The 16,002-nt window shown below is 53.2% G+C and carries 3 protein-coding genes; all 3 read right to left on the bottom strand.

Going from position 1 to position 16,002, the window contains the following annotated elements:
- Window positions 1-100 precede the first annotated feature (100 nt).
- A complete protein-coding gene (locus RUM_RS12565; protein WP_015557956.1) occupies window positions 101-4,570 on the bottom strand; it encodes a leucine-rich repeat domain-containing protein in 4,470 nt (1,489 codons plus the stop codon).
- Complete coding sequence (locus RUM_RS04200; RefSeq protein ID WP_015557955.1) at window positions 4,563-13,085, bottom strand: fibronectin type III domain-containing protein; 8,523 nt, start codon at window positions 13,083-13,085, stop codon at window positions 4,563-4,565. The genes RUM_RS12565 and RUM_RS04200 overlap by 8 nt, the downstream gene beginning before the upstream one ends.
- A 252-nt stretch (window positions 13,086-13,337) precedes the next feature.
- Entirely contained in the window at window positions 13,338-15,983 is a 2,646-nt protein-coding gene (locus RUM_RS11995) for a glycoside hydrolase family 9 protein (RefSeq protein WP_015557954.1), read from the bottom strand.
- Window positions 15,984-16,002: the final 19 nt, after the last annotated feature.

The raw sequence follows: 16,002 nt of genomic DNA, 5'->3' as shown, positions 1-16,002 counted from the left end.
GTCAGCTGCATCTGCGGCTGACCTGTTTTTTATCTCTCAAAGCGAAACGGATCCGATATCAACTGGTATCGGATCCGTTTTCAGTATAAACCGGTTGAGCTTATGCATCTGTCTCCGGCTCTTCCTTTGTAAGGATTTCAAAGGTATAGCCGTTGTCCTTGGCATAGCCTTGCGCATAGGAGCCATCCTCGCCCCGGAACAGCTCAATGGTGCAGTCAAAGAACGCATATTCATCGATCAGTGCAAGATCCGTACCGCAGGTGAACCGCTTCAGACCGGTGCAGCCGCTGAATGCAGCATTGCCCACGCATGTCACCGTATCTGGCAGCTCCACGCTTGCAAGACTCTGACAATACAGGAACGCACCGTCTCCGATCTCAGTCAAGCCTTCGTGCAGGATGACCTTCTGCAGGTTTGTCTGATAAGCGAATACCCCTTCGCCGATCACCTTGACAGTATCCGGCACCGTGATCTCCTGAGCCTTGCCGTTGTACTGATACAGCACCCCATCACCCAGTATTACAAACTCCCTGGACTTCCAGTTGGAAGACAGCTTGGTGTTGTAAAAGGCATTGCTGCCGATCCGGGTAACGGTTGCGGGAATGTTGCAGCCGGAAAGACTGGTGCAGTTCATGAACGCATAATCCTCGATGCTGGTCAAGGTATTGGGCAGGGTGATGCTTGTCACGCTGGACAAGCCCTTCAGCGCCCGTGTGCCGATCGCAGATACAGGCATTCCTTCAATGCGGGCTGGAATCGTGATCCCCGTACTTTTTACAGAAATCTGATCGATCCGCACAGTCTGATCCTCCAGCACCGTGTATTTCACACCGTCCGTAGGCATCAGGATAAAGGCTTCCTTGGGGGCAACATAATTCTGCACATTGCTGTTGAAGGGCACATGGAAGGTAACGCCCGGAACCTGCTTCACGGTACCGGATGTACCATCGTCATAAAATCCGATGCTGTTGTAATACAGAGCGGAATCACCGCTGATGGTAATGTCCAGCAGCTTGGTGCAGTTGCCAAAGCTGTAATAATCAAAGTAGCAATACTTTGTGGGGAAGGTCACGTCGCTCAAAGAGGAGCAGTTGTAGAAGCAGTTGTCATCAAAGGTGATGCTGTTGTCCGGGAAGGTCAACTCCTCCAGAGCAGTACAGTGCTGGAACGCACTCATGCCTACATACTCCAGCGTTTTCGGGAAGGACACTGTCGTCAGGGCAGTACAGCTGTTGAATGTGTAGGAGGGAATCCGTGTGATCGTCAGCAGAGACAAGTCCGCACTGGTCAGACTGGTGCACTGTGCGAACACACGACTGCCAAGATTGGTGACGCTTGCAGGCAGCTGGATCTCCTTGAGCCGCCCACAGCCGTAGAACGCCTCATCCGCAATCGTTGTCACCGTATCCGGAATCACAACGGACTCCAGCGCACAATCCCGGAACGCATATTTCTCAATGGCGACCACCGGTACATCTTCCACAGTGGCAGGGATCTCAAGGTTGATGGCTTCCGGATCGCAGTCGGTAATGTGAGCCCCGTCATCCTGAATGTAGTATCCAACCGGGCACTTGGAGTAATCCCGGTCAGTCACCAGCTTAAAGTTGATCTCATTGTTCTGTGCATAAATGTGTGCAGTGGAATTGGGGGCACACAGAACGGTCAGATCCATGGTTTCCCCTTCCTTTGCACTGTAACCCAGAACATGCTCTCCCATTGTTGTGACAGTGCGGGGAATGGTGATCTCATGCAAAGAGGAACAGCCGAAGAAGGCATAGGAACTGATACTGGTCACAGTTTCCGGAATGGTGATCTCCGAAAGACTTGAACAATTATAGAACATGTAAGCGGAAATGTCAGTCAAGCCTGCCGGCAGCTTCACAGTTTCCAGTCCGGTACAGCTCTGGAACATAAAATTTCCAATTGATGTAACGGAATCCGGCAGTTCCAGATTGGTCAACGCTTTGCAGTTGCCGAATGCGCCATACTCAATCGTTTTCACCCCATCCGGCAGCTGCAGCTCTGTCAGTGAGAAACAGTTGTAGAACGCCTGGTTTCCAATGTACGTCAAAGAATCCGGCAAGGTGACCTGTTTCAGATTACTGCAGGACTGCAGAAGATACGGTGAAAGGCTTGTAATCTTAGTGGCACCCAGATCCAGCTGTTCCAATCCCGTATCCATGAACGCATAGGATCCAATCTCCGTAATGTTCTCCGACAGCTTGATATCTGTCAAAGCGGAACAGCCCTCAAATGCATCATTGCCAATGGAAGTAATACTATCCGGCAGCTGAATGGTTTTCAAAGCAGAGCAGTTATAAAATGCACCAATGCTGATTGCAGTAATATTCGATGGCAGATCAACCTGCGTCAGCGCCTTGCAATCCGAGAACAGCATATTGGGAAGACTGGTTATTCCCTCCGGCAGGGTAATGCTCTGGATGCCGGTTGCGCCAAACGCTCTGTATCCCAAAGTGGTCAGCCCCTCCGGCAGCTCTAAACTGGTCAAGGAGGAGCAGCCATAAAAGGCGTTTTCATCAATCTTAGTTACAGTGTCCGGCAGGGTGATGCTCTTCAAGGAGCTGCAGCCTTCAAACATTCTGTAAGGAATCGTTTCTGTTTTGGCCGGCAGCTGCACATTGGTCAGACTGGTACAGCCCAAAAACAGCTGTTTATCCATGGACACCACCGAATCCGGGATCACAACCTCTTTCAGACTGGTACAGTTGCTGAACGCACCATACCCGATGCTTGTAACCGTGTCCGGGATCTGGATCTCCTTCAGGCTGCTCATGTTGGAGAACATGTAATTGGGAATCTCGGTCATGGATTTGGGGATTGTCAGAACCTCCAACTTGGTTTCTGAAAAGGCATCGTTGCCAAGATCCTGTATATCATCCGGCAGATTCAGCTGCGTCAGATTGACACAGCGGCTAAAGCTTCTAATGCCTATGGTCTTTACGGAATCCGGAAGTGCAACCTCTGTAAGCCCCTGGCAGTTGTAAAATGCCTCCTGGCCGATGGTCTCTAAGCTTGCCGGCATCTGTATGGATGTCAGAGCGACACAGTGTGCAAAGGCACCGATGCCGATGCTCTTGACGGAATCCGGAATCACGACACTTTCCAGCTTGATACAATAGTAGAACATGTTATCGCTGATTACAGTCAGCTTGGAGGGCAGGGTAACAGACTTCAGAGCAAGGCAGTTATCAAATACGGAACTGCCCATTTCGGTAATGGAATCCGGCAGTTCCACAGACTCCAGCTTGTAGCATTCCTCAAAGGCGGACGCCCGGATTGTGGTCACACTGCCCGGAATTGTCAGACTTGTCAAGCCGGTACAATGGTAAAATGCAGAAGTTCCGATGATGGTCAATGCCTCCGGCATCTGTACATCCGTCAAAGACGTACAGTATGCAAATGTTGTCTGAGGCAATTCGGTCAAGGTATCCGGCAGCTTCACAGAGGTCAGATTTTCACATCCATAGAAATTCCCATTCCCCATTTCTGTGATACCGTCACCAATGGTTGCTGTTGTCAGTCCATCACATTCATAGAAGCAGCCGCCTGCAAGGGCAGCACCCGCCGGAACCTCTACCTGGGTCAAAGCAGTGCAATAGCTATATGCGTCCCTGCCGATGCTTTTCAGATTTGCGGAAAATTCAACCTTTTCCAGTGCATTACACCGTTCAAATGCTTTATCTCCGATCACAGCGACGGATTTGGGCAGCACAGCGGTCTTGAGCTTATTGCAGCTTGAAAACGCGCCTTCGGAAATCTCTGTCAGTTCCGTTGGGAATACCACGGATTCCAGAGAGCCATTGGAATAAAACGCATAGGTGCCGATGGTGCCTTGTTCCCCGTTAAACAGCACCTGCCGCAGATTTTCACACTGGGAGAAAGCGTATCTGCCCAGTTGAATACCCTCCGGCAGCTCCAGCTGCTCCAGACCGCCGCATTCATAAAATGCAAAGTCTCCTACGGATACACCTGCCGGCAGGCTGACACGGGTCAGACCGGAGCACTTGTTAAAGGCGTTGCGACCGATGGTAGTCACAGACTTAGGTACCGTTACACTCAGCAGGGATGAACACCCATTAAATGCATAGTCCGGAATAATCGTCAAGGTATCCGGCAGCTTCAGATTCACCAGCTTATTGCAGCTATCAAACGCATAACTGCCGATTGTAACCAGTCCTTTGCCCAGATCTATATCAACCAGCTGACTGCATGCATAAAATGCATACTCCCCGATGGATGTAACCGTATCCGGCATTGCCACACCGGTCAGCTCCGTATGTCTGTAAAAAGCTCTGGCACCGATGGCACTGATGGGCTTACCATCAATGGTTTCCGGCAAAATCAGCACTGCATCTGTGCCGGTATAGCCGGTAATGGTAACTGTATCGTCCTCATTCACAGTATAGGTATACTGCTCAGCGGTGAGGGTTTCTGCGGTGATATGCATCACCGCAGTTTTTACAAGGTTGGTACACTCAGGGTTCATCTGTGCGCCCACAATACTCAGCGCAACAGCCATTGCCATAGAGCGTCTGATATACTTATTCATTGTTTCCTCCTGCATTCTTGAGAAAATCCGCAAACGTAAGCTCCGGATCTACCAGCTTTTCCGCACAGTAATTGAGAATCAGAATGGCATCCGTCAGCGTGATGGAACCGTCTTCGTTTACGTCTCCACGACTCCGCTGTGCTTCGTCCAGGGTTGTGGTTCCCACTGCACGGGCTGCACACTCATCCAGGAGCATAACGGCGTCATTGACGGTAATTTCCCCATCCCCGTTTACATCCCCGATGGTTACGGTGGGAAGGCTTCCGCTCAGATAAACAGCAACCAGCTCCTCGTTATCGGATTCATCATACTCCGCTTCATCCGCAGTCAGCTTGACCATCACATACCGGTTGTCCTCAGAGATGATGGAATCGTCCACATCCACTGTGTATACGGTACTCTGACCAGGCTGCAGCTCCTCTACGATCAGGGAAAGAACCGGATCCTGGGATTCATCATAGTGATACAGATCCAGAATACCGCCGGTGGGAATCTGACTTTCATTGGTCACGCAAATCTGCAGCTTTGTGCCCTGTGCGGTAATCAACTGATCGGTTGTCAAGGAAAGCTCCGTATAGCCGATGCTGAACGCTGCTGCATTGTCTGCTTCGTTTACATCCGTTGTATCCGGAACGGATACAATCACCTGATACTCCGTGGTGCTCATATCCTCCGGAACCTGGAAGGAAGCGGCGAGTACCTGTGCCGTACCGGACAGGAGTGTGGTTTCCACGTCCTGTGTGCTGATCAGCGTGCCGTCCTTGGTGTATACCCCGATGGTCACGCTGTTGACTGTGCTGTTCCCGTGATTGGTGACAGTCACATCCAGAGGCAGCTGACTGCCGGGCTGGATCTGCGTAAAGTCGTAGTCCACCTTGTCAACGGAAAGGTCGCTGAAGGTGCTGCGGAGCAGTGCGCACAATGTGCTTTCTACCTGCACATCATCCTCTGTAATGGTGACGTTCTGCCGGAGCATGGTCATCAGCAGCTGATCGCCGCAAACTGCAGCCCCTGCGCCGTTGATATAGCCCTCTGTATCAGTCAGCTGAACCGGTGCGCCCCATGCCTGCTGTGCCGCATCGTAACGGATCAGGAACAGATCGCTGCCGTCCTTGCCAGCGCTGGTATATACGACTCCGTCCGGCAGCAGGGTGTATGCGTCGGTCAGACCGCTGATGCCCTGTGCAAAGAGCTGTGCAATTTCCTTGCCGTCCGCCGTGCAGCTGAGGTTATAGGTATCGTACCAGATCAGCAGCGGAGATTCAGACCATGCAGGCTGTGCAAAGACAGGTGCGGATACACAGCCGGTCACTACCTGCTGCTGTGTGCCGTCTGCTGCAATCAGAGTCAAGGTACGGTCATCCGCAGTGATCAAAACATTATCCCCGTCGGTGATGCATGCAACGGACACGCCGCTTTCCAGCTTGCCGATCTGCAATCCGGTCACTGCCGTCAGGTCAGAAGCCAGTGCAGCCGGTTCACTCCAGGTGCCCTCTGTGCAGATGCTGTAGAAAATGGTGTTTGCACCCTCTGTGCCGAAATAATCGCCCTTTGCGTTGGATACCCAGGCTGCATATACCAGTCCGCCGTCTTCAAAGACAGTGGGAATGGAATTGCAGCTGTTTTCCGGAACAGTCATGGTGGTTACAGCCCCGAAGCTCTGCTGCTCAGCGTCAAAGACTGCACAGGTTACCCCCAGGGATGCTGCATAGGCATCCACCGTCAGCTCGCTGTCCGCACCGAATGCCTGGTTTGCTTCCTGGTAAGCCAGGTAAATGCCGTCTGCATTGCCGAACAGAGCGGGCTGATAATCGCCGGTCTCGTTTTCATCCACCGGCTTCGGATCACTCCAGGTACCGGTTTCAGCGGTGTATACAGCGTACATCAGTCTGGATGCGTCGTATATGCTCCGTGCCGGATCCTTTTCCAGATATACCAGCACATAGTTGGTGCCATCGGTTGCAAGCTGCGGATCCGCCCCATTGTTGGCATTGGTCAGCAGAGTCTGCACCTTGTCCGGCTCCAGCTTGCTGCCTCCCAGCCACTTGGAAACCTCCTGGGTCTCCTCGCTTACGCTGTAGGCTGCGGTGTCATACAGGGGTGCCAGATAGCTGGGTGCTGCATCCTGTTCGGAGTTTGCAAGCTCCGGATTGGTGTACAGATGCCATGTCTGGCTCGCCCAGGCTTTCTTATACTCAAAGGGTCCCACATATGCCCGGAAGCCCAACTCGCCGGTGAGATCCAGGGTATTGATCCGGGGACCGGAATCATCGGAGGTATCGTACAGCTGCATATCCAGATCCAGCTCTGCGCCGCCGTACACGCCAATGGCTGCAATGCTGGAGAAGCCTACACCGCCGAATACTTCCACCCCGAAGGTGCCCTGTGCGGTGACCTTGGCATCCAGCTGCCATGCATGATCGAAGTCGTAGGTGAATTTAATGGTGGTGCCTGCTACGATTTTACCGGTCAGGCCAAGCTCTGCGGTTACCGGAATTACCCATACCACAGTCTGATAATCAAAGTTTACGCCGGCTTCAATGCCGATATAGAGGTAGCCGTTCAGGATCGCCTTCCCGCTCTCGGAGAAGTCACCCTCCACATAGCCGCCGCCAAGCACCTTGACCTCAGCCTTGCCCAGGCTGATCTTTCCGGTGTTGATGGACTTATCGTGCAGCAGATCCGAAGGAGAACGCTTTAAATTGGTCTTCAGCTTTTCAAAATCCTCTACGAATTTATCCAATGCCGCCTTGTCCTCCTTATCCGTTGACACAATCGGAAGATCCACATTGATACCGATCCGGATCTTGTTTTCATCCATGCAGATATTCAGATGCTCCAGGATGGGAGGATACGGGATCTTCACGGAAGAACCGCCGAAGAAGGGGATGGAATCGCTGATGCCAAAGGTAAATGCGTCGCCGGAGAACTCAAAGCTGGGCTCTACCACGGTGGGATCCGGCAGAATGGTCAGATTGATCTTGCTGTCGTAGTATGCGCCGTTGGGCTGGTATACCCGGACAGTCAGCGTCTCTCCATCTCCCATTTCCTCGAAATCCTTGACATTCAAGCCGGTAAAGCTAAACTTGCTGCCGCTGGGCTTCACTTCCTGAATGATCTTACCGTTCTGGAGCAGCTGGCAGCTTTCGGCGTCCTTTGCAGCCACAGCGCACTCAATGGCAAAATCCAGAACCTTGTTGCCCATATTCAGGCGCTTATAGCCGGTCAGCAGGTTCCAGGAACCAGCCTTTTTATACATTGCTTTGGTCAGGGCATAATCACTGCTGGATTCTCCGTTGAGCATCACAGTATCCGTGCCCCGGTACTTCAGATAATAATCACTGTCTTCATGGGTCTTATAGGTATCGGCGGAAACCCGGATGCCCACTGTTTCAGAGCCGCCTGCCGGCCGATCGAATCTGACCCGTCCCAAGGAATCCGCAGAAAAGGTCTTGGTGGTCTTGTCCGGATAGGTTACTTCAATCGTTGCACTGGGTACCCAGTTTCCTGCTGCATTGACCACTGCGATCACATATTCCTTGGACAAGTCCACATCCTTGTCCACACGGACATTGGAGGTAATGCCGTCATAGTCGCCGTCTTCCAACAGCTTGATACTGTCCACCCAGCGCAGGGATACAGGGAAATTGCTGTCGGAAAGAGAACGGATGGTGGCATCCACCAGGCGCACCGTAGAACGAGCAAACAATGTACCCGGTACGATATTACGGATTGAGTACACAACGCTGAGGGTGTAACCCGGGCGCAGCTCCTCAATGGATTCCGTCAGATCGATCAGTTCCATTTCGCCCTGCGGAGAAATGATCCGAGCCTGTAAAGGCTTGCCCTCCAGGGTGTACTTTTCATGCTCCATGATCTGTGCAACAATGGTACCCACGGAAGCACCCACGTTGTATACGGAGCTGTCCGTGTTGTTCTTCATCTGCACATCGAAATAGGTCTTGTTGTTTCTGGAAGCTCTGGGCACATTGATGGTGATCCCTACAGCGGTTTCGCCATAAACCTTGATCGCTTCCTCGCTGACAAATGTAGTCTCGATCTTCTCGTTGAACTGATCCAGGGTGCCGCTGAAATCTGCGGACAGGTAATACTCACCCTTGTGATCGCCCCGGAGAATCCAGGACAGCGTCTTCTGGCTCTTGCCGGGAATGCTGGGGATGTTCACAATGCGGCTGTCGCAGCTTGCGGCAGACTCCATCAGCGTCAGCCCCTTGGGCACATTCAGGCTCACGGTGCTGTCGGAAATATTGAACTGCTCATCTGCGTTGTTGATGATATGCAGCTGCACATCGAAGAATTCCTTCAGATAGCTTACATTCACCGGCACACTCAGCATTGCAACGGTGCTGACCTCTCCGGTCTTCTCATTATACCGTACAAACACCGGTTCGTAATGGACACTGGTGTCTCCCTTGGTGGTATGGGAGGAAATGATGGTTTTGGTCCGGTTGTTTACGTAGAGCGCCATGGACTGGGTCTTCTTGCCGCTGTCCGTGGTGATCTCATAGGTCAGATCCACATTGATCTGTACGATCTGCTGGTTTTCCGGCTGGGTAATATCGATGCCTGCGGCAATGATCTCATCCAGGGTCATACGCTTGATCTCAAACTCCGCAGAAACGATGTACTGCTCCACCACTGCAAAGGAGAAGGCATTCTCCTCTCCGGCAGTCACGACGCAGTTCTTCACCTGGGGCAGATAGCCGTCCCCGTATACGCCGATATCGTGGGCGCCGGCAGGTGCCTGGAAGGTCACGATGCCCCGGCTGTCTGCCACATACTTGGTCTGGGCATCGGTGCCGAAGTCCATGTATACGCCAATGTTGGAAGCTGCCTTGCCGTCAGTGGTCTTGACCTGAACGGTGACAGTCCCCAGCAGCTGACGCTCCACTACCTGAACGGAACGGGTCAGAACGCTGACCAGTCCGAACTCATTGGTACAGGTCAGTTTCACCTGGTACACGCCGGTTTCCTGGTAAGTATGCTCAAACTTTGCAGTTTCCGGAGAAGTCGCCTTTTCCACTGCGCCGTCCCCGTATTCGATCACCAGAGCGTTGAGCAGTCCCTGATCCTTACTGCCGCTGGCGTCAAACACATATGCAACGCCCTGCTCCATAGCAGTGTCACAGTTCAGTGCCGGAACCGGCTTGGTATGTACGGATACAGAACCGCTGACACGGGAGGAGGTGTTGCCGTTGTAGTTGACGGAAACAATTTTATATGTATAGCTTCCGGCAGTGCGCAGATCCTCATCGGCAAATGCATAGCTGCCGTCTCCGTTCTTTTCCACTGCACGGGTTGCGATCAGATCATAGCTGCCGGAGCCGATCTTCCGGAAGATCCGATAGCCGCTGGTCTGCTCGGATTCATTCGCCGTCCACTTGACGGTATTGGCAGTTTCCGTCTGCTCCACAGTCACTTTGGTCACCGCAGTCACTGCATTGTTGACCTTGTATGCGGAATATGCATACTCGCTCACATTGCCGCTCCGGTCCGTGGCCTGGGCACGGATATAAATGGTGGTACCATCCACCATCAGCAGGTTGGGGATCTCCACCGTTGCAAACAGATAGTAGTCCGTCAGATCTGTGAAGCTCTTGAGGGTCTGATAGGTTTCTGCGTCCGGATCTGTCTTATACTCCACTGTCAGACTGGACAGCAGCAGGTTGTCCGATGCCAGAATGCCGATGGAATGGTCATTCAGGCTCAGTTCACTGCCGGTTTCCGGGCTGATGCTCTGGATCTCCGGCGCGGTGGTATCCTCCTGCAGGGTTGCAGTTACCACATTGGAGGGTTCACTTTCGTTGCCGGCAATGTCCACCGCAGTCACCTGATACCGGTACTGCACATCCGTGGTCACCTGCCGGTCAAAATGATTCAGATACCGGATTCTGTCGTAGAGCAGCCGGAATTCTCCGTCCTCCCCGTCTGCCCGGTACAGCCGGTAGTAATTCACATCTGTATCTGCTTCTTCCCACAGCAGCTCGATGCAGGAATCGTTCTCCACTGCCCGCAGAGTATCCATAGCGGCAGGGGCAGTCCGATCCACCATATACTCATATACAGCAGCATTCTCTACCGTACCCTTGTTCCCTGCCAGATCCTCTGCGTAGGCACGCACATAGAGCGTCCCCTCCGGATAGCCGGTCACATCCAGGGTGTAGGATGCATTGAAGTAATTTTTCGTGGGTTCGGGATTTTCAATGACAGCAATCTGCTTCCAGGTCTTCTGATCCGTGGAAGCCTCCACCGTTACGGACGCTACAGAGAAGTCATCCTTTGCGTTTACCTGCAGCGGAATGGACTTTGCAAAATAGCTGGGGGTCGGATAGATCGAAGCGATCACCGGCGCTGTGGTGTCCTCCGGGGTGGTGAAGATCAGAGGCTCGGAGAATTCGCCCTGGTTGCCGTATGTATCCACTGCGGCAACCACTACGGTATAGCTCTCTCCGGGCTTGAGTCCGCTCAGGTTAATGCCCAGGGTGCGGTAGATATTCTCCGTTTTGTAACCGCTGCTTCCCGTCACACCGTATCTGACCACAAAGTGGTGCAGATCCTGGTCGGGCACATCCTCCCAGGCAACGGTAGCTGTGGTTGCGCCGGATGCCTTCAGATTTACGCCGGTCACCTGCTCCGGTCCCTTGTTGTCAATGGCGTAAATATTGATGTTGGCGCCGCTGCTTTCATTGCCGGCGTAGTCATAGGCAACTGCCTTGATCTGTACGGAAGCCTCATCATAGGCGCTTGTGTCAAACCGATAGCTTACGCTGTCCCCGTTGGCGGTAAACAGTTCCTTCCAGGTCTCGCCCTCATCGTCGGACAGGAAGCAGGTAATCTTCGCTACGCCGATGTTGTCCTGTGCCTTGACATTCAGCGTCACCACCGAGTAAAGCACGGTACCGCTGCCCGGCAGGAACAGGGTGATCTCCGGCATGGTCTGATCCACATGCGCAGATCCGCTGACCTCCGCAGAGAAGGTTCCCTCCATGCCGTACTTGTCAACGGCTGCAATGATATAGAAGTATTCCAGACCGGTTTCCACGTCCTTGTCCACATACTTCAGCGTGGAACGTCCTTCCACATAAGCAAGCTCGCTGTAGTTGCTGGTGGCAGTCCGGCGATAGATCCGATAGCCCACAACCTTCAGCTCCGCTGCAATGCCCCAGGTCAGCTCGTTCTGCTCATCCCCGGGAATGACGGTAAAGCCGAACACCTCCCCCGGCGGTGTGTTATCCACCTGTGCAGTGGTCTCCGCAGAAACTTCAGCACCGTCCACATCCGTCAGAGTCAGTCCCAGCGTATACGTGCCGGTTTTCAGCTCGGACAGCTGCCATCTGACCTGTAGCTCAGAAAAGCTCTGGTCCTCTCCTTCGCTGATGACGGTACGGTTGCCCTCCTCATCCGTGCAGTACAGGGTGTAGGTCTTTGCCCGTACCCCATGCTCCATCAGACAGGTCACAAGGGTGGATGCTCCGCCCACCGCATTTTTTCCGTCCGGCAGACTGATGGACTGGATCACCGGTGCAGTGGGAGTCACTGTAATGGTGCGGGAAGGGGCGGACAGATAGTCCGTGCCGTATGCCTGCACGCTATACAGATAGCTCTTGCCGGTTTCCAGATCCTTATCATCAAAGAACAGATCCTCTGTACGGCCGATCTCCTCTCCGTCCCGGCTGATGATATAGCCGGTCACCTTGTCCCCGTCAAAGGGCATACTCCAGCTCAACTGCAGGGACTTGGAGTTCAGCTCCGAAGCCCGCAGATAAACCGGCTTGGTTTCCATATCCACGGTCACGCCGCCGGTGGTAGCCTGGTATGCATACTCCTGGTAAGCGCTGTTGAAGAAATCTGCACCCACTACGGAAACGCCGTAATCCCCGTAAGCCTCCGGCGGAAGTGTAACCGTAATGGTCGCCAGGGTACCCCGGTATGCGGGAGAGCCGCTGTACATGCCGTACAGCTTCAGTGTGCTGCCGTCCAGCTTATACTGCACATCTCCGTTGCAGGACACCTCCTCCACGGTCAGTGCATTGTCCAGAGACAGCCGCATTTCGTAGGCGGCAACGTCCATTTCCCAGTCCGCCAGGCTGATCGCAAAGGTTGCCTTTTCCCCGGCGTATCCGGTTGTGGAGCTGATGTTCAGATCAACCTGCTCTGAAACATTCGCCTCCTCCGGCACATAGGCCTTTATCCCATTGATGGCATCCTTCACTGCCATCAGATCCCGCACGTCGATGACTGCATCGCCGTACACGTTCAATGCCGCATTGTCTGCTGTGACCGAAGCGGTTCCGGTCGTGCTGCCGATCGCTTCCAGGATCAGCGCACAATCCTTCTCGTCAACCTTCTTGTCTCCGTTGACATCCGCCGAGCCGATGGTTACGGTGGATTCCAGATCCTCCGCAAAGACCGCCAGGCTGTCGAATGGAGCCGCCATGGTCAGCATGGTGGCTGCCAGCAGTGCAGACATGCTTCGTTTGAAGAACATGCTCATATTCTGCCTCATTTCCTTAAAATACTATAAAACTACATGCATTTTTAGCAACACTGCACAAAGTTTATAGACTTCATTTGTGCAAAGTTACTTTAATACGCTCATAGCTTTACATTTTGATTATACCACGCAATCATCGGTGCGTCAATGATGAAAGCATCCAGAATCTATATTTTTTTGCGCCTGCATATTTCCCATTTCAACAAAAAAACGGTACAGAAGTCTCTGTACCGTTTGATTTTGCGTATTTGATTAAGATGCCTTTCCAAGCTGGGATGCTTCAATCAAGTGTGCCAGATACCGTGCAATGGCTGTAATGTCCTCCATATCCACAGTGCCGTCCTTCACACAGTCCGCATTCAGCAGTCCCTGTGCAGTGACCGCCTTTGCATCCTTGTCCTGTGCCACATACCGGGACAGCAGCACAACATCTGCGATTTCCACAGTGCCATTGCAGTCCACATCTCCGTACAGGGTTTCATCCTCCTGCGCATCCGCAGGCGCCTTGCCCCATACATGCTCTCCATCCACGTACATGGTGATCAGATCGTATTCGGTCAGCGCCTCCGCCAGCGTCACACCCAGTTCATCACAGGTAGACAGACCGGAACGGCTGTAGTCATTGGTGGGATCCCAGATGAAGGTATACTCCTCATTCTGCACCTGTGCCATCAGGGCGAACTGGAACTGCATGGTTCCGTAGAATTCATATCCCGTCCAGGTCAGCTCAATGTAGCAGTCCCCCTTGTCGTTGTACTGCACCACATTGTAGGTGACTTCATGCTTGCCGTCCGTATTGGACTTCATTGCGTCATAGTCCATCCGGACAGTCAGATCGTCCAGAGTCTGTCCGTTCTTCAGAAGCTCTGCAATGCTGAAGTAGTAGCGCACCTTGGTTTCCTTCAGATAATGGGGCGGCAGGAAGCTGGAGTTATCGATCTCCACCAGTACCTGCGTTGCCATGTTGTCTTCCTGACCGATGGAAGCCTTCAGCTTGTATTCCACAATGTCCCCCTTCATGGAAGCCTCGGAGGGCGGGAAATTGGACTGGGGCTTCATATCCTCCGTGCCGCAGAAGTTATACAGACCGGCACATGCCCCAACGAATGCTGCGTTATAGTCCACAGCAACCTCATTATAAATGTAGTCCTTGGTAATATCACGGTGCCAGTCGCTGGCATCCGGCCCGCCTACCAGTGCGCCCCAGAGTACATGGGTCTGGGTCTGGGGATCGTCCATGTTCAGAGTCTTGGAACCGTGTGCAGCCCGGTGATGGGGATGGCTTGCTGCCGTAGGAGAATAGCCAACAATGTAGGGGCGGTTCATGGGGTTTTTGCCCATGATGTACTCCATCTGTCCCTCTGCCCAGTCTACAAAGGTGTTATCCCCGGTTTCCTTGGCGTATACGCATGCGCAAAGCTGTGCGGCAGCGTCATACCGGGCGGAGCCGTATTCGTTCAGCATGGAGAAGCCAGCCGGCGTCTTTGCCAGGAATGCGCCATCCTTGGTGGGCAGATCCGCAATTTCCTCCGCCGTGATCTTGGTGTTCCAGATCTGATCGTCCAGACCGAAGTCCTTATGAGAAGTCACCGCAGGCACGCTTGCCGCCATGGTAACGTTGTTTTTCTCTGCTTTGGTAGGTGCAGCCGCAGCATCCTGCTCGTTCATGCCGGACCAGTACTCCAGATTCCACCGGAAAATGTACCAGTCACGGGAGATGTTGGTGATGGGCGCCAGCTTTGCAAATACACCGCCCCATACCGTATCCCAGCAGTGTACCCAGATGTTCTGCCAGCAGTTTCCGGTGTCGGCGATGATCCGCTTCAGATAACCGGTGTAGGGATGTGCCCCCATGTCCCCGGTTACGGTTTCATCCACATGAATGATGTCGTCAATATAGTCCCACTCGCCGGTGCATTCATACAGCCACACAGCTGCCCACGCCAGTTCGTCGTAGTCATAGCTGGAGGTGTAGAAGCCCCCGTCATAGCCCAGACTGGTGACCTTCAAGCCCTCCGTCTCGGTATGGGTCTTGACTGCAAAGTCATACAGGGCGATTGCCTTTTGCAGGCTCTCGGCTGCATACTCCGGCTCCGTGTCCTTGAAGTTCAGGTAGTTGATGGCCAGGGAAGCCGCCGTGCCGGCACACATGTCGGAGGCAGGGGTTTCTGTTGTGGCAAAGTATGCGGGACGGGCAAAGTCCAGCAGATTTTCGTTTTGCAGCTCCGGTGCGATCCAGTAATTGTGGTCGATATTGCCCTCGCCCACCTGGTAGCAGTATGCCACCACTTCACCGTTTTCGTCCAGATATGTGCTCTTCATGTAAAAATCGTTGAACCAGTGCAGGATGTCCTCCACATGCTCCTGCGTGCCGGTTTTCACATAAGCGTCCCGGAATTCATAGTAGCCCCAGCCTACGGTGGATGCGGCATAACTGCCAGGGAGACAGAATTTTACATGATCTCCCGCATCGTGCATACCGCCGGAGCAGTCGATGAGTCCGTCCCCATCCGGATCCAGCAGATCCTTATGCTCGTCGATGAATTCCTGGGACAGGTTCGTGCCCTTGAAATCCTCTCCCATGGGCTTGAGAGGAATGGTAGCATCCTCCACATGACAGTCTCCCCGCCATTCCAGATTGCCTCCGGTGATGCCGGGGCCACACTTGTTCGCATCGTAAAAATACAGGGAATACTGCAAAGCCTTCGCAAAATTGATCTCTACGTCATCATAACTGAAACTGTCCGGATCCGGGAACACCCGTTCCTCTTCTGTGACCTCCGGCGGTTTCTCCCCTGCGTCCGCAAAAACGGGCATTACAGTGGTGGCCGCCATAGCTGCCGCAGTGCAAAGACTGCATGCCGCAACGAGAACCTGCTTGCTGAGTTTGACCTTCATGCTGTTCTTTCCCTCCTGT

Origin of the sequence: Ruminococcus champanellensis 18P13 = JCM 17042, assembly GCF_000210095.1 — a bacterium.
In the GTDB taxonomy this organism is placed as follows: domain Bacteria; phylum Bacillota; class Clostridia; order Oscillospirales; family Ruminococcaceae; genus Ruminococcus_F; species Ruminococcus_F champanellensis.
The sequence above is the reverse complement of the archived record's forward strand: the minus strand, read 5'-3'. Positions and strand labels throughout refer to the sequence as shown.